The following is an 18,334-nucleotide window of genomic DNA, read 5'->3' on the forward strand; positions in this document are numbered from 1 at the left end:
GACTATCCTTCACTAAACGGAGGTGAGAACTGCCGTAATGCCTGCCGCACGCAAGCCACCACGGCGGCACGCTGATGGGTAATAAAAAAGTGATCGCCAGGAAAACGATGCACGATACATTCAGCTGAGGTGTATGCCGCCCAGGCCTCGGCTTGCGACAGGGGCAGTTCACTGTCGCCTTCACCGCTCAATACCACTATCGGGCAGGTGAGCAAACGCGCTGGCTGCGGGCGGTAATTCTCAATCAGTCGGTAATCATTGCGGATCGCTGGTAACAGTAACTCCGCCAGATCTGGTTGTTCGCGCAGCGTCTGGTTATCGGCGCTGAGGCGCAGCAGTTCCTCGATAATTTGCCGATCGCTACCCAGATGAATGCGGCTATCCAGCGGATGAAAATCCGGCGGTTGGCGGCCTGAGACGATTAACAGTTCTGGATGCAGGCTGTGGGCAGCCAGTGACTGCGCCAGCTCATGGGCGATGGCGCCGCCCATACTGTGTCCGAACAGGGCAAAACGCCGCCCCGCCAGATGTGGCAACAATTCCTCCTGCAAGGCGGTCAGCATCTCAGGCATATTGTCGATGAAGGGCTCAGCGAAGCGGTCCTCGCGTCCCGGATACTGCACTACTGCCAGTTCCGCCTCCGACGCATCAAACAGGTAAGGCCACGGACGAAACGTACTGGCCGCTCCACCGGCATGAGGTAAGCAAACCAACAACAACGGCGCAGCAGGGGCGGGCTGATAAAAACGTAAAAAATGCTGGCTCATCGCGTGGTCTCCTCAATTAACCGATCAATAAGCGGCAGGACGACCGGCGTGTCGGGGTAGATCAGTTCTGGCGGCCCCAGCAACGATGACACCCGATGCCAGAATCCTGTCACGCCCAGTGCCCATTGCACCTGCTGTTGCGCCAGTGCAGGGGCGTCGATAGAGCGCTGAAAATCCGCCACCGCGCAATTAATGGCCTGCGGCCACACTTGGTTGAAAATTTCTCTGAAGCTAACGGCTTCGCTACCGGGCAAAAGGGTGCTACTGGTTGCCGATAAACGTTCTGTCCCCTCGCCCTCCAGCACCAGACGATGGGTTTCATCACGATGGGTATGTAATCTGGGGCTCCAGATCGCCGGGCCGTGGGTATCCGCGAGTGCCAGTACGCCGCTTTCGGCGGTGATGGTCAGGCGGTGCAGCAATAGCGCGTGGTTGTCGGCGTCCGCCGGATGGATTTGGTTTTGCACGCGCAGCGTCAGCGGTACGCCGCCGATACTGCCGTGCAGACAGGTATAAGGTCCCACCTGGCGGGGCTGCATCAGCTCCAACTGCGCCGGGCGCAGTTTGCCCAGCGCGCGCGCAATCACATCCAGCAGCGGGTAGAGAACCTGCGCGCCGCACACGCCTTCAATGTATTGCACCGGCTGGCGCTGACGCAAAATCTCGGCCGCCTCAAGAAAGCGACGGATGGGGGCCACAAAGGGGTAGAAGGCATTGATGCCAAAACGGACGCGATGCCGGTGCGCCGTGCGCAGGCAATCGGCCAGTTCGTCAGGATGAAGCGGATGCTCCTGCAATACGTGAATGCCCCGCGATAACAGTTGACAGGCGATTTCCGCGCCCTTGCCACCGGAGACGGCCGCCCTCACCACCACACAGGCAAGATCTATATCGGCTGGCAGACTTGCCACCGAGGTGTAGTGCGCGATATTCAGCTCACGGGCGTAGCCCGCGGACGCGGCAGAGCCGCTGGAAAGGATCCCGACCAGTTCAATCGTCGGATTGTTGGCCAGCGCGCGCAGATAAAAGCGGCCAAAGCTGGTGCCACATACGATCGCGCGGCAGCGCGGTGTCGAGGTGAGACTCATATCGCCCCCTGCTCTGGCTGCATATCGGGCAGATACTGGCTGATATGGGTGCCTGCATGCAGCCGTGTGATATCAGCCAGCACGGACGCTGGTCGCAATACACAATCGGCAAAATGTACGCCCGGCGCAATCTCGCCGCGCATCAGGCTCAGAACGGTACTGACGGCAGTGGCGGCGGTGAGCGCCAGGCTGCTGTCCGTGCGCACCACGACGCGCCGACGCCGCTCCCCCTCCTGCCGCCAGTCAAACACCATCTGGTAATAAGGGGCGTGGCCCGCCAGATCGATTTCGCTAGCCTTCTCCACCGCTGCGCGGGCCAGCGCGAGACTCTGCGAAGTGCCATCCACCTTGCCGCGCAGCCCGATCAGCGTTTCCCGCAGGCGTTGGCCGCTGAAAACGTTGAACCAGCTCAGGGCGGAGAGGTGGTGGCGCAGTGCCAGCCGCTCGGCATCAGCGCTCAACCAGGGCAGTAAGGTGACATGACCGGTGAAATGCGCCAGCGTATCCGTCTGCTGCGTTGACAGAACGTGGCGTGCGCGACGGCCGAACCGCCAGCCAGCACCGGCCTCGCCGTACCAGTAATCGCTGTCCTGCAACGCATTGCATTGTTCATTTAACGACAGCACCAGATCGGCGGCAGCCGCGCCGCTCACCCGCTCAATACCGCCGCTGTAAACCGTCAGATCGCCGCCAGCACGCTGGCTCATCCAGCCCGGTATCAGATTCGCCAGCCCGGGCAACATCCCGGCGGAGAGCACCGCAATCCAGTGCCGATCGCCAGCAGGTTGCCGCTGTAACAGATGCCACGCTGGGCCATCTCCTGAGACATCCACATAATGCGCATGCGCCGAGGCGGCAGCACGCGCCACCCGATCGAGCACCTGATAGGAGGGACCGGCGCAGTTCACCACTGCGACGCAACCCCGGCAAAACTCGCGAAGCGCCGCCTCCTGCCATAGATCCACCGGCTGAGCTTCCGCATCCAGCCGTGTCGCCAACTGCTGTAAGGGATCGCGACGGCGACCGCCGAGCCGCAATGCGAATCCGGCCTGAGCCAGCCAGCAGCTGACATAGCGCCCTGCGCCGCCGGTGGCGCCGAGTATCGCGATGATGTTGTCGTTCATCAGGCTTCTCCCGGCACGGTGTGGCGCGCGATCAGCGCAGCCAGGGTCGGCGCATGCTGACGAGCCAGGCAGCTAAAATGGTCGCCGGGCGTGTCTTCAACAATGAGTTCACCCAGGCATAGCCGGCGCCAATAGTCGTGGACGTCGCCGGGCGTACCGGGCAAGAGGGGATCGCTTTCACGGTTACGCACCAGAATGGTTTTACCAAACCAGGGGTCGGGGCGATATTGCCCCACTGACGCCATGCTGTGTCCGAACAGCGCGTAGCGGCTTGCAAACAACGCGCTGGCTTCATCCTCCTGATGATAGGCTCCCTGGGCCATGCTGGTCGTCTGTAATGCTTGCAGGCGAACGGCCTGCGGCTGCTGGAACCAGCGCGTCAGCGCCTGCACGACCTGCTGATGGCCGTCGAGGCCATCAAATGCGTCTTCGGCGATACGCTGTGGGGTCCGTTGCAGGATAGCGCTCACGGCGGCGGCCAGCGCTGGCTCCTGCGGCAGCCCCAGTTTCTCCAGGTCTGCCCCTATCGCGCGGGCAAACACGTAATCCACCAACCGCGCGTCATCCACCTGCGGCGGCTGATACGCGCTGATGACCACCAGCTCGCGCACGTTTTTGCCGCGCTCGCTGAGCTGACGGGCGATTTCCGCCGCCAGCAAGCCGCCAAGGCAATATCCCAGCAACGTGAAGCTTTCCCCCTGCGCTGACAGCGCATCGGCATAGTGACCGGCCAGCGTAACCAACGCCTCATGCGGCGCCAGCGCCATAAACGCCTGCTGACTGGGCAGTTCGAGACCAACACCACGAGCAAATCGCGACTTATCCAAGCTCGCCAGCAGATGCTGATACGGCTGGAGATTGCCGGTACCGGCGTGAAGCAGCACGCAGCAGTGGCGGTGATAATCCTGCTGGCCCCACAATGGAACCAGCACGGCGCGAGCAAGCTGCTGTTGCTGCTCACCCTGTGTCGCGCTGCTGCGTAGCAAATCCGCCAGCGCCATCACCGTGGATTCCCGCAGCAGATGGCGCAGCAGGGTTTCCCATTCGAAATGAGCCGCCGCCGCGACCCGGGCGCGCAGACGTCCGATCATGCGTGATAACAGCAATGAATCGCCGCCCAGCGCATAAAAATCAGCATCGCGCTGTACGTCCGCCACGCCCAATACTTCCGCCCAGACGGCGGCAATCTGCTGTTCCAGCGCATCGCGCGGGGCGTTACCGCTGCCTGTCTGCTCCACCTTGGTCAGCGGCTGCGGCGCGGCGCTCAGCAACCGCTGACGATCGGTTTTACCGTTAGCCGTACGCGGCAGACGATCCAACAGATGTAAATGCGTAGGCACCATATAACCCGGTAGCCGATCGCGCAGAAAATCTCGCAGCTCATCGCGGCGGAGGCTGGCACGGTCCGTTTTGAACTGGGCGATAAATACCCCTTGCCCGGAGCAAGACAGTGCGCTTTCCGCCAACGGGGCGCAATCGGATATCGTCGCCCCCGCCTGCGCCAGCAGGTCAAGCCACTGCTCGCGAGTAAAGAACGTTTGATCGGTGGCGGCACGCAGATCGGTAAAGCCCGTCAGTTCCGGGAAAAACTCCATCGAAACCAACAGCGGGTAGTTATGACGGCGGAAAGGCTCGATAAACACCAGCGTACCGCCGGGCGCCAGCAATGAGGAGAATTGCGCCAGCACGTCACCGGCGTTGCGGGCGTTATGCAGCACATTGGCGCACAGGATCACATCGAAGCTATTCGCCGCCATCCCCTGCCGTCCGGCATCTACATTCATGTCAAAAATGCCGTAGTGCATCCAGGGGTAAGGGGCGAAAAGCTTACGCGCTTCAACAAGGAAGAACTCTGACAGATCGGTAAACCAGTATTCCGGCTGCCAGGGCGCCAGAGCAGGCACCAAATCGCTGGCAGTCCCCGCCACGCCGGCCCCCACTTCCAACACCCGTAACGGACGGGCGCTGGAAGCCGCCAACGCAGTAATCGCCGCAATCACGATCGCGTTCATACTCTGGCTGACCAGGTTATCCCGGTAGGCCGCGTGGGCGGTCGACAGTTCGCCTTCCGGGAACAGAATACCGCGGACATCGGTTTCGCCACGCAGCAGCCCGCTCAGGCAATTACTGCAAACGCGGATATAGTGCAACGTCTGGCTGCCATAACCGGCTCGCTGTTCGAGCTGTTCTACCTCGCGCCAGCACTGTTGTAACCTGGTCGCATCGCAGGGGATCAGGTCTGCGTAGCGTCCCTGTGCGTCCTGGGTGAGCGCACCGGCGCTGACCAATCCGTCCAGCCAGCGGCGCAACAGGCGCTGATGCACCTCCGCCACCCCGGTCGCCTGATAGATCTCCTCCAGCGCGTGACGGGAAGCGGTCGTGGCGAACAGGCCATCCTGACGCAGGCGATCGGACATCGCGAGAATCGCCACGCGATCCGCCCCTGCCATTAATGCCCTAAAAGCTTCACCATCAATCTGCTGTTCAATATGCTGCGCACGCAGCCGGGCATTTTCCATCGCCGGCCGACTGCTGGGCTGATCGCCCGCCGCCAGTTCCGCGAATCCCAGCAGATTACGCACGTTGCCATGATCTTCCGTCAGGCATACGGCCGCATCGGCAACAGCCGGATGTTGGCGCATCGTCGCAGCGATTTCCCCCAGTTCAACGCGGTGTCCGCGGATTTTGACCTGGTTATCGATTCGCCCGAGAAACTCGATGTTGCCATCTGGCCAGTATCGTCCCCGATCTCCGGTCAAATACAGGCGCAGTCCGTCATCGCGGGTCACAAAACGCGCGGCGGTCTTCTCGTTGTCCATCCAGTAGCAATCCGCCAGCCCGTCACCACTGATGGCGATCTCGCCGCTGACCCAGTCAGGACGATCGCGCAGGCGCTCATCAACAATATGCAGTTGCTGATTGGCCAACGGTTTACCATACGGAATGCTCTGCCACGACGGCGCGACGTGCGTGACCGGATGGAATACTGACCAAATTGCCGCTTCAGTCGCTCCGCCCAGTGCTATCAGTTGAGCATCGGCTGCAATGGCTCGCAGTTGTGTCAGCAATTGGAGTGGAACCCAATCTCCGGATACCAGCGCCAAGCGTAGCGTTGGCAGGAGGTGTTGCGTATCGGCCAGCATCTGCAACTGGGCTGGCACGCTGTTCCATAGCGTGACGCCATATTGCGTGATGCATTCAGCCCAGTGTGAAGGGTCAGCTTTTCTCGTTTCCTGCGGATAGATCAGGGTGCCGCCCGCCGCCAGCACGCCAAACAGATCGTACACTGACAGATCGAAACTCAGGTTAGCGACCGCCAGGACCCGATCCTGGGCGCTCACCGTAAAGCGTCGATTGATATCGGCAATCGTATTCCAGGCGGCATGGTGGTTGATGACCACGCCTTTCGGTTCACCGGTCGACCCGGAGGTGTAGATAATATAGGCAGGCTGATGGAGGCCGATTCTGCGCGGCTGGAAATCACCTGCAGAAGTTCCAGTACGCCAGGCAATCGGAACGACGTCCTCAGGCAATTGTTCAGGATCGTCACAGATTGCCAGCCGCACCCCGGCGTTACGCAAAATCGCCTCCCGGCGGCGGGCGGGCTGTTGTGTATCAACCGGGACATAGCACCCGCCATTGATCAGGATAGCAAGAGGGGCGAGCGCATGGGCGCGCCCTTTCCCGCACATCACCGCGACGGTTTCGCCCGGACCGTGCCCCGCCCGCTGCAAATCCGCCGCCAGTCCGTAAGCCCGCGCGGCCAGCTCGCCGTAAGTCAGGCTCCCTTCATCGTCCCACAGCGCAATGGCATCCGGCTGCCGCTCCGCCTTATCGAGGAATCCCTGCTGTAGCAGCCGGGCGAAATCTGGCTGGCTATCCGCGTTAGTCTGTTGGCGAACGGCGGCTTGTGCCGCAGGCAGCGTCAGCAGCTGACGCTGGTTAAGACAAGACTCACCCTCCTCCAGCAGCCGCTGGATTAACCCGCTGAAGGCATCAAACGCGTGCTCAATAAACCGCTCGGGAAATAGCCCCTCGCGCGAGTCCCACGCCAGCATCATGCCATCGGGCTGGGCGGTGACCTGGCAGTCAATCAGCACCTGTGGGGTTTGGGTTAAACCCTGCTCGATACGATAACGCGCCGGGGTCTCCCGTTCCCCCTGGCCGAGCGTGCTGGTAAACACTATGGGCATCAGCACCGCCTCACCATGATGGCGCGACAGTTCACTCAACACCTCAAGGCCTGAGAACGCGCTATGGTCGAGATCGGCAAACAAGCGCTGATTGAGAGTCAGCAACTGTCGGGCAAACACCTCATCCTCACGCAGATCGACCTCCAGCAGGGTGACGGAGGTGAAATCCCCAACCACACGTTCAAGGTCACGATGCTGCCCCTCGCGGCGGAAAATGGGCAGATTGAGCGTAAAGTGGCGGCTGTCGCTGTAGAACCTCATAACCTGCGAGAACGCCCCCAGCAGCAGCACGTTCAGCGTCACCTGTGCCTTCGCGGCCAGCTGATTCAGGCGCTGACGCTGTTGATGGGACAAGCGCAGCTGGCGACGAACAAATGTGGCCTTCTCAGCGGCGGCGCTAACCGGCAAGGAAGGAGCACCGGGGAGCTCAGGGATGCGCTCCCGCCAATATTGCTGCGCCTTACGGTAGCGTGCGCCCTGGCGCGCGGCGCGCCGGGCAATCACATAGTCACGGAAACCCAACGCGGGCGCGGGCAACAGCGTCTCGGGCGCAAACAGCAGTTGATCCAGTTCATCCACCAGCAGATAAAGGCTGGCGGAATCCACCAGGATCAGCTCAATCGACAACAGCAGGCGGGTTTGTCCTGCCGCGAAGATAGCGGCCGCGGCAAAAAGCGGCCAGCGCTGGTAATCCGCCGGGGCAGCCAGCATCGCTTCGCGCAGCTCAGCGATACGCGCCTCAATTTCTGTGGTGGGCAGGTCTGGCCATTCGTGTTGTTGCGGCTGGAACGGCGGCACCTGCGGCAAAACGCGCTGGTATCCCTCCTCCTCAATCACCACCCGCAACATGTCATGGCGAGCGATCAGTTGATCAAACGCCCGATTGATCTGCACCGGCGTGACGGGCCGCTCAAAACAAATTTCCAGAAATCCCCGACAGGCGACGCCGCCGAACGCGAACGCGCTATGACGCCCGACAAAATAGGCCTGTTGCGCTTCCGTTAAGGGGAAAGGGGCAAAACGCGCATTGGGATCGGCTTGCAGTACTGCCCCGCTCTCCTGCTGCCTGAGCCAGTCAAGGATGGCCGGTTTATGGTCGCGCAATTCCTGCATAATGGCTTCGGTCATCACGCCCGCGGGGGCGCGAAAGCGCAGATTGTTCTCCTCCTGCCACAGTTCAATGCCCTGAGTTTCCAGTCGTACGATAACGTCAGAAATTTTCACAATAAGCCTTCTTCCATACTGTTTTTGTCAGCCAAATGCCTTTCGACGGATGCGCAAAGGCCCGAGAGGGTAGCGTCAGCAAAAAAGTCTCGTAGTGTCAGACGGATACCGAAGTGTTTGCAGATTTGCGCTACCAGGCGGGTGCCCAGTAGCGAATTACCGCCAGCGCTGAAGAAGCTTTCGCTGGCATGGCCCGGCTGCGTGCCCAGCACCTGCTGCCAGATGTCCGCCAGCGCCTGCTGGTGAGGGTCATCTTGGGACAACGCGGTTTCCACAGCTTGAACGGTGAGCTGCGCCAGCGCCTTGCGGTCGATTTTGCCGTTAGCGGTGAGCGGCCAACTGCTGAGCGAAATGATGGCCGCAGGGATCGCCCAGCCAGGCAACACGCTACGCAGCCCGCGCTGCACCGCGTCGAGCGTGCTCTCACCCTCATAGAAGGCGTGCAGGCTGGCGCTGACGCCGCTCCCCTTGAGTACCACCACCGCACGGCGTACCCCCGGACAACGCTGTAACTGCTGTTCAATTTCGCCCAGCTCAATGCGGTGGCCGCGTAGCTTCACCTGACCATCGCGTCGCCCGAGGAATTCGAGGACGCCGTCGGGGCGGTAACGTCCCATGTCGCCCGTGCGATACCAGCGCTGCGGGTAGTCGCCGCTAAAGCTGGCCTGGGTCAGATGCCGATCGCCACAGTACCCGCGCGCCACCCCCACCCCGCCAATCCATAGCTCCCCGGCCACCCAGTCCGGCAGATCGCAACCCAGTTCATCCACCACCCTGAACTGCTGATTGCGCAGCGGTAACCCGTAAGGAACCGATGTCCAGTCGCGCGGCGGCCGGTCTGGAACCGCCCAGGCGTTGGACCAGATGGCGGCTTCCGTTGCCCCCCCCAGCGCAATGGTCTGGCACAGTGGAGCAATACGTTTCAACCTGGCGGCAATATCTGGACTGACCCAATCGCCTGACAGCAATGCCAGACGCAGCGCCGGTAATTCACCGCCGCGCAACTGCGCGATTTCGAGCGTCATCTCCATCAGCGTGGGGACACTGTTCCAAACGCTCACCCGGTGCTGCTGCATTAACGCCAGCCACCCCTCGGCATCGCGATATTCTTCTTCCGCGCTGAGCACCAACTGCGCGCCCTGGCCCAATGCGCCGAAGATATCGAAAACCGACAGATCAAAATCGAGCGCGGCTACCCCCAAAAATACATCCTGGCTGCGGATGGCGTAACGCTGACAAATATCGTCGACAGTATTACTGACGCTGCGGTGTTCAACTTCCACGCCTTTGGGTTCACCGGTCGATCCGGAGGTAAAAATGATGTAAGCCAGACTGGATGCATCGGGCAGTTCTGGCTCAGGCAGCGGCGTGCAATTGAGTAGCTGTTCAAGGGGAAGAGATGTGGCGCCGTCCACGCGACCAATGGCGAACTTCGCCTGTGCTTTGCGACATAACAATGCCTGCCTGGCGGACGGATGTTTGCCATTGACGGGCAGATACGCGGCCCCCGCCGCCAGTACGCCCAGCACCGCTACTATCTGATTAACGCCGCGCGGCAGACCTATCGCCACGCAGTCGCCTTCGTTAACCCCCTGTTGCTTAAGCCCCGCCGCCGCCGCAAGCGCGCTTTCCCGCAGCTCGCCGTAGCTAATGCCGCCGCTCTGCCCGTCCCACAGTGCTATTCGCTGCGGGTGACGACGCGCCTGCTCAAAAAAGCCCTGATGCAGCAGCGCCGGGCCCTGCTGCGGTGCTGCTGTGGCATTGATCCGCTCGCGAACGCGCTGTTGAGCAAGTGGCAACTGGCGCGGCGGCGGTAGCTGCCAATCTTCGTCGGCCAGCCACTGCAAGGCCGAGCAATAGCTGGCAAACATCTGCGCCACCATCTGCGGTGGGAAGAGTTCCTCCAGATAATCCCAGCTCAGTAGCAGGCCGTCTTCGAGGTCAATCACCTGATGGTCCAGCCACACCTGCGGCGTCTGAGACAACGTAAAATCGGGCCAGGGCGCGGCTTTCGCCAACGCATCGGCTACGCCGAGCATGCTGGTGAATACGACCGGCACCGCGCGCGTTTCACCGCCATGGTGCTGAGCCAGTTGTCGCATCACACTAACAGCGGAGACCTCCTGATGATCCAGATCGCGCCAGATTTGCGCCTGCATCCGCTGGGCATGGCTGAGCCAGCTCTCATCCGCTCGTGCGTGGTATTCAGCCAGTATTAGCGAGGTAAAGTCGCCGATGATCCGGTTGATATCAGGATGAACCGGCTTGCGGTCAAACAGCGTCATGTTAACCACCAGCGAGCGCTGCCCGCTCCAGCGACTCAACGTCTCGGAGAAGCAGGTTAACAGCAGCACAGAGGGGGTGATTTGCGCCTGACGCGCCCGTTGCACGATCTTTTGCCACTGCGACGTTGCCAGTCTGGCCTGAAGGCGGCGGAATACAGGCTGAGTCAGTGTTTCCGGTTCAACCCGCGTCGGTAACGCTGGCGCGGCAGGCAACGAAGCCAGCCGCTGCTGCCAGTATTGGAGGGATTCAGAGGAGGTTCCCTGCCGCTGGCGCAGGCATTGGTAATCGCGGAACCCCACGGCAAGCGGCGGCAAAGGTTGCTCAGGATGCTGGTAGTAGTGGAACAGTTCGGTGAACAGCGTCAGCATGCTGAGGCCATCGACAATCAGGTTGTCGAGCAGCACGGCCAGCCGAACCTGGCGATCGCCGTAATGGATGACCTCGACGTCGTAAAGGCGCCCGCTGTCGGGGGCGAGTTTCTGTCGCGCCATTTGTTGACGCCGTTCATCCAAAGAAGCAGCGCCCAGATGATGCTGGCGGAAGTGGTAGAATGGCACCTCCTGCACAATCTGCTGTTGGCCGTCTGCGGTGATGCGACACCGTAGCATGTCATGACGCAGCACCAGCTGATGCCATGCCTGCTCCATGCGCGCGACGTCCATACCCGGCAGTTCATATTCGTTGTAGCACTGCGCCGCGATATTACCGAGCGTGAACGCCTCCTGGCGGCCTAGCCAGTACGCCTGCTGCACATCGGTCAGCGGGAAGGGCTGGTAGCGGCAGGTCGCATCATGCACTAACACCGGCTGCTGCACCGTTGCTTCACGTTTCAGGCTGGCAGCAAACGGGCGTAGCACCGGGGTGCTAAACAGGGATGAGAGCGCCCCACGGAAACCCGCCTGTTGCAGTCGGCTCATCAGGCGGGTTGCCACCAGGCTGTCGCCGCCAAGACTGAAGAAATTATCGCTCGCGGTAACGTGCGGCACCGCCAGCAGTTCACGCCACAACTGTGCCAGCAGAGTCTCCGCCTCGCCGCTGATGGGCAGTTGCTCATCGGTAAGCGCTGCCTGCTCCAGCCGCTCCGCAATCTGTCGGCTGATTGTTTCACGATCGACTTTGCCATTGGCGGTGAGCGGGATCTGGCTGATTTGAATCAGGTGCTCAGGCACCTCATAATCCGGCAGGCTGTCCTGTGCGGCGCGTTTTACCGCGGCCAGGTCGATCGGTCGAGAGGCCACCAGCGCCGCCGCGAGCTGCCGCGTTGGGCCGGTTAACACCACAGCCACGGCGCTTTCCACCTGCGGCAGACGACTGAGCGCGCCTTCCACCTCGCCCAATTCAATGCGGTGGCCACGGATCTTAACCTGATTATCGGCCCGGCCAAAGAACTCCAGCACGCCATTGGGACGATAGCTGGCGATATCGCCGGTGCGATACCAGCGACGTTGCTGCCACACAACAAACTTCTCTGCGCTGCGCTTTTCATCACCGTGATAGCCCATCGCCAGGCCGGCCCCGCTGACCCACAGCTCGCCTTTGACCCAGTCCGGGCAATCATCTCCCTGTTGGTCCACCACTCGGCATTGCATATTCGCCAGCGGGACGCCGTACGGCGCCGTTGCCCACCAGGGATCGTCAGGTTGGATCTCATAATACGTCGAGTGAATTGCCGCCTCGGTCATCCCGCCGAGGGAAACAAAACGCGTCTGCGGTGCCAGTTGCCATAAATCCTGCGGCAACTGACGTACCACACGATCGCCCCCGACCATCACCAGACGCAGCGCCTGAGTGAGTCCATGCGCCTGAGCCGCAACGGTAATCATCTCGATCAACGCGGGTACAGCGCTGATGACGCTGACCTGCCAGTGGTTAATTAACCCCACCCAGGCGGCAGCATCACGGCGCTCCGCCTCGTCCACCACCACCAAAGAAGCGCCGCAGCCAAGGAAGGTAAAGATGTCATAGGCTGAGAGATCGAAATCAAGGGCAGACAGGGTGATGGATCGATCGCTATCGCTGATGCCGAACCGCGCCGCGACGGCATCAACGGTGTTCGCCACCGCGCCATGACTCACCACCACCCCTTTAGGGGTGCCAGTTGAACCGGAAGTGAAGATAATGTATTTCGCCGCCTCAGCAGGCTGAACACAGGGCGCGGCCAGAGGTGTCGCCTGTAATGCCTCACTCAGGCTGGTTACCGCTACGCCCTGCGGCCAGCTGAGCTGATGCAAACTGTTTTCATCGCACAGCACTCGCTTTACCCCGGCATCGCGATAGACCATCGCGCGGCGCGCTTGCGGTAAACCGATGCCGGAAGGGACATAGCAGCCCCCCGCCGCTAATACGCCCAGCGTCGCGACAATTTGCTGGGGGCCTTTTGCATGGGTGATAGCGACTCTGTCGCCGGGTTGTATCCCCTGTTGCTGTAGATAGCCCGCAACCGCCAACGCCTGTTGTGCCAGGGTGCGGTAATCCATCCGTCCTTCCCGGCCCCAAAGCAGCGCGGTGGCGTCCGGATGTTGATGGGCCTCGGCAAAGACGCGCAGGTACAGCGGCCGTGAATCCGGGAAGGAGAACGCGGTCTGATTGGTGAGCCGACGTACCTGGCGCTGACTCTCCGGTAATGGCAACGTTACCGGCTGGCGCCAGTCACATTGGATTAATTGCGCCACCAGTTGACAGTAGCTGTTGAACATCGCCGCGATCATACCCGCCGGGAATAACGCTTCCAACGCATCCCACTCCAGCAGCAGGCACCCGCGCGACTCGCTGATTTTTGCGTCCAGCCACACCTGCGGCGTTTGCGTGATGGCATAAATTGGTTGGGGAAAGGCATCCGAAAGATCGAGCGACGCGTCTTTATCCAGCCCGATAACGCTGGTGAACACCACCGGCATTGAGGCCATAGTCTGACCTTTCTGGCGGGCCAGTTCGCGCAATACCCAGATCCCGGACACGCCGCGTTGCGCCAGAGCCGCCCCTTCCTGCTGCTGCAAGCAACGGGCCGCAGCAAGAAAATCGCCTCCGGCGCTGCTTTGATAACCCAACAGCAAAATTGAAGCGAAATCACCGACCACATGGTTGATCTGCGGATGGCACGGTTGGCGATCAAACATCGTTAGGTTGATAGCTAGCGCGGTCTGGTTGCTCCAACGCGCCAGCACTTCGCCATAGGCCGCAGCCAGCACCACGCTCGGCGTAATGCCGTAACTTTTCGCCACCGCCTTTAACTGTTGCCAGCGATCGGGAGATAACGCATAACTCCAGCGCCTGAAACGCGGCTGTTGCAGGGTTTCAGGCGCGACCGCCAGCGGCAGCGCGGGGCATTCCGGTAACGTTGAGAGGTGCCGCCGCCACCATGCCTGCGCCTGCTGCTCGCGTTCCGCGGCGGGCCGACTTTGTAATAAATAGTCGCGGTAGCGGATAGACAGTTCCGGCAAGCTGGAGCGAGGATCGCGATACAGCCGATCCCATTCAGTAAACAGCACCATGATGCTGCGACCATCCAGCATCATGCTGTCCAGACTGACGAATAAACGCTGGCGCTGCGCATAATGGGCGACATGGATGGCGAACAACGGCCACTGACACGGATCATAAACCTGATGCGACAGCGTTTCGCGCAGGGCTGCCAGTTCAGCCTGTGCATCTTCATTCAACCAATGTTGTTCAATTGCCCACGCGGGGAGCTGCTCCGCAACCTGCTGCTGCCCGTCCTCCGTGACGCGAACGCGCAACATGTCATGACGCAGCATCAGCTGACGCCAGGCCTGCTCCAGCCGCACGACATCCAGATTCTGGCCGTCGAATTCAACGTAGAAGTGCGATCCTACTGCCCCCAGCGTCATTTCCCCGGAGCGACCTATCCAGAAAGCACGCTGGATATCGCTGAGCGGAAACGGTTGATAGCGATTGGCTTCATCGGCGCTAAGCGTCTGGTCAGGCACCTGATGCTGGCGTCGCACATGGCTGCAAAATGCCGCCAGCGTTGGCGTGGCGAAGAGTTCGGCCAGCGGCGTGGTCAGGTTCTGTTCACGCATCCTGGCGATTAAGCGCGTGGCGATCAGGCTGTCGCCCCCCAGCACGAAGAAATTGTCCTCGCGCCCCACCTGCGCAACCTGCAGCAGTTGCTGCCATAGGGCGGCGACCTGTTGCTCAATCTCCCCTTCGGGAGGCTGAAATTGCCGTTCAGCGCTCGCCAACTGCCGCTCTGCCTGCTCCTGCAATGCGCGACGATCCAGTTTACCGTTCGCCGTCAGCGGCATTTCTGCAAGGAACTGATAGTGCTCCGGCACGGCATAGGCTGGCAACTGCGCCTGTAACCAGCTGCGCAAGGTAGCATGGCTCAGGGGTTGCAACGTTACCAGGCTGGCGCACAGCTGTCTGGCCGCCGGCGATACGATACCAACGCTTGCCTGAAGCACCTGAGGATGGCTGAGTAACGCGGTTTCAATCTCCCCCAATTCAATACGGTGGCCGCGTATTTTAATCTGCTGATCGGTGCGTCCAATGTATTCGATGATGCCTTCAGGCCAGTAACGTACCCGGTCACCGCTGCGATACCAGCGGCGGCCAGCATGCTCAACAAACTTTTCCGCGCTACGCACAGGATCTTTCAGATACCCCAGAGCCAGACCGGGTCCGCTAACCCACAGCTCGCCACCGACCCAGGCCGGGCAATCGCGACCACGCTCATCGACGATACGGCAATACATATTTGCCAGCGGCTGCCCGAAAGGCACTGCTGACCATCGCGTATCATCCGGTTGCAGGACAAAAACCGTTGAATGGATAGCCGCTTCCGTCATCCCGCCCAGCCCGACAAATGCCGCCTGCCCGGTCAGCGACCACCAGCGCGAGGCCATCTCCGCCGGGATGCGGTCGCCCCCCATCATCACCAGACGCAGCGATGGCAGGGGGGTGTCGGCCGCGGCGGTAAGGATCATATCTAATAGCGCCGGAACGCAACTGATGATCGTGACTTGCCAGCGCTGTAACAATGCTACCCAGGCGTGGGCATCCCGGCGCTGGGATTCATCGACCACCACCAGACCTGCCCCACGACTCAGGCTGGCAAAGATATCGTAAGCCGACAGGTCAAAATCCAGCTCAGAAAGCGAGATGGTGCGATCCGCCGGCGTGAACCGGAACAAGCCATCGACGGCATCAATGGTATTGGCCACCGCACCATGTGAAACGGCCACACCTTTTGGCGTCCCCGTCGAGCCGGATGTAAAGATCGCGTACATGGCCTGCTGAGGCGAAACCGGCAGGCAAGACGGCAATGGCGGGCTGGCTAAGGCCGCGCTGAGCGGCACCACGGCCACCCCTTCTGGCCATGACGGCTGGCAACCGGGCCGATCGTCGCGCAATACCCACCGCACGTCAGCCGTTTGATATACCCGCTGGCGGCGTTGTAACGGCACCTCTATCCCACACGGGACGTAGGTAGCGCCGACGGCTAAAATACCCAGCACGGCGATGACCTGACCGATGCCCTTCCCCATGCTGATAGCAACGTAGTCGCCTGCCTTCACGCCCTGCTGCTGCAGATATCCGGCAACGCATAATGCCTGATGCGCCAGCTCGCCATAGGTCAGCTGCTGCTCATCCCCCCACATCAGCGCAATCGCCCGGGGGCGCCGTTGAGCCTGGTGGAAAAAGCGCTGATGAAGCGGGATACCCGATGCGACAGGGACTTCAGGCTGTGGGAATGGCACCAGCGGAACCGGCGTGGCAAGCGGTTTCTGCCAGTTGGCGGGCTCCTCCAGCAACTGAAGCGTACGCTGACGAAACCAGTCAAACATCGCATCGATAACCTGAGGTAAGAACAGGTCGGCGCGGAAATCCCAGTTCAGCAGGATCCCCCCCTGATACTCGGTGGCCTGGGCATCCAGCCACACCTGCGGCCCCTGCGAAATTGACCAAACCGGGTCGCCCAGCGTCTGTCTGACATAGGGTTCATATAATTCACCTAACGCCAGTGCGCTGGTGAAAACCACCGGAGCCAGTACCTGTTCGCCATTTTGCTGGCGGGCAAGATCGCGCAGCACCTCAACACCACTGTAGGCCGAATGCGCCATTGCCTGATGCAGTTGCCTCTGTAATTTCCTCGTCTGGGCGATAAAGTCAGGCTGACTGGCAGGCTCAATCGTCACTAGCACCGAGCTGGAGAAATCACCGACCAGCAGATCGACCTGGGGATGGTCGGAGTGGCGGGAAAATACGGGTAGGTTAAGCACGAAGGGGGCGGCCCCGTTCCACAAACCAATTGTCTCGGAAAACAACGTTGCCAACACGGCCGGAACGGTCAGCCCAGCCCGTTGACTCAGCTGTGACAGCCTCTGACTTTGAGCTTCATTGAGAAAGAAGTGTTTGCGTTCAGTACAGGGAACTGCGCTCGATGCGCGCAACGGTAAGGCGGGCGGACCGGCCAAATCGGCTAATTGCTGCTGCCACCAGCGGCGATCTTCCTGCCACTGCGCTTGCTGGTTTTCACGTTTTTGCCGAAGATAGCTCTGATAGCTGAAATGGAGTTCAGGAAGGGGCGCGTCGGGCTGGGCATACAGTGAGGCCAGTTCGCGCAATAATATGCGCAGACTGGCGGCGTCACCCGCGATCATATCCAGATCCAGATGCAGCCGGCTGCGCTGTCCGGGCAGCCGCGTCAGCGCCAGCATCATCGTCTGGCCCTGGTCAATATCCAGCCGCTGGTGGGTGTAGCGTTGACGATATTTTTCCAACTGTAGCGTCACTTCCGTGGCGCTGAGTTCGGTTAAGTCATTCACCTGTAACTGACAATCTGAAGCCGCGACAGTGTACTGTAACCCTTCGCTATTGATACGCATCCGTAACATTGGATGGCGGGCGATAAGCTGCTTAAATGCCAGATTAAGACGCTCAGGCTCCAGCTCCGCCCCATCGAGCTCAGCATAAAAATGAGCAGAGACCCCGCCAAGTTGCTGTTGCTCCTGGCGACCGATCCAGAAGGCATGTTGCATCGCCGCCAGTTCAAAAGGGGCTTCGCCTGCGTCGGCGTGCATGGCTGGCGGCTCGGTGACGCTATTGGCCGCCCGCACAATGGCAATCCATTCCGCCAGCGTTCTTTTTCCAATTAGCTCGGTAAACCTGACGGAGATACCTGCGCGGCGCAGTTCACTGGCCGCACGCATAGTACGCATCGAATCCAGGCCGTGGCAGATTAAGTCACTTTCGTCATGCAACTGCTCTGAGGGCACATCTAACAGCCGGGTTAACAGACTTTTTAACAGCGCTTCTGGCGAACTCATGGTGGTGATATCTCCTGTCAATAGCCGAAAACAGGTTTCGGCTATTTCCTTGCTAATGAGGAGATATGTTGGTTTTAATCACCGTCCGCCGTCATGCGTTATAAGTTATGCTTTAAGACATTTGACTATGCGAAGGGCCAAATAACAGCATCGAATATGTGCTCTTCACTCAGAAAGGTTATGAAATTCAAAACCGTCCCGCTCAGCGCTGAAAACGCCGGATATCCGGTTCTATTATATGGATAGTGTTCACCCGTTCCCCGATAAATGCGCTGCTTTGAAAAAGCGCTGATTTTCCGCGCCCGACGCCTGATATTTTAAGCCATAATAAAATTGCTAACCCTGACGGGCTCGTATAGCATA

The 18,334-nt window shown here is 60.5% G+C and carries 5 protein-coding genes; all 5 read right to left on the reverse strand.

The window, feature by feature from the left end; translation table 11 throughout:
* Positions 1-2 precede the first annotated feature (2 nt).
* Genes RFN81_RS11520 through RFN81_RS11540 form a run of 5 tightly spaced genes read right to left on the reverse strand, consistent with a single transcriptional unit; the run spans position 3 to position 17,971 of the window.
* The gene (locus RFN81_RS11520; RefSeq protein ID WP_264495983.1) at positions 3-767 is read right to left on the reverse strand and encodes a thioesterase II family protein; all 765 of its coding nucleotides are present in this window, start codon (positions 765-767) and stop codon (positions 3-5) included.
* Positions 764-1,855: a Gfo/Idh/MocA family oxidoreductase gene (locus tag RFN81_RS11525; RefSeq protein ID WP_264495984.1), complete on the reverse strand. Its 1,092-nt coding sequence runs from the start codon at positions 1,853-1,855 to the stop codon at positions 764-766. Before RFN81_RS11525 ends, RFN81_RS11520 begins: the two co-directional genes overlap by 4 nt.
* Positions 1,852-2,979: a saccharopine dehydrogenase NADP-binding domain-containing protein gene (locus RFN81_RS11530; protein WP_264495985.1), complete on the reverse strand. Its 1,128-nt coding sequence runs from the start codon at positions 2,977-2,979 to the stop codon at positions 1,852-1,854. The genes RFN81_RS11525 and RFN81_RS11530 overlap by 4 nt, the downstream gene beginning before the upstream one ends.
* On the reverse strand, positions 2,979-8,396 hold the full coding sequence (locus RFN81_RS11535; protein ID WP_264495986.1) for a non-ribosomal peptide synthetase: 5,418 nt from the start codon (positions 8,394-8,396) through the stop codon (positions 2,979-2,981). Before RFN81_RS11535 ends, RFN81_RS11530 begins: the two co-directional genes overlap by 1 nt.
* A complete protein-coding gene (locus RFN81_RS11540; protein WP_264495987.1) occupies positions 8,393-17,971 on the reverse strand; it encodes a non-ribosomal peptide synthetase in 9,579 nt (3,192 codons plus the stop codon). Before RFN81_RS11540 ends, RFN81_RS11535 begins: the two co-directional genes overlap by 4 nt.
* Positions 17,972-18,334 lie beyond the last annotated feature (363 nt).

Source organism: Pectobacterium cacticida (assembly GCF_036885195.1).
GTDB lineage: Bacteria > Pseudomonadota > Gammaproteobacteria > Enterobacterales > Enterobacteriaceae > Pectobacterium > Pectobacterium cacticida.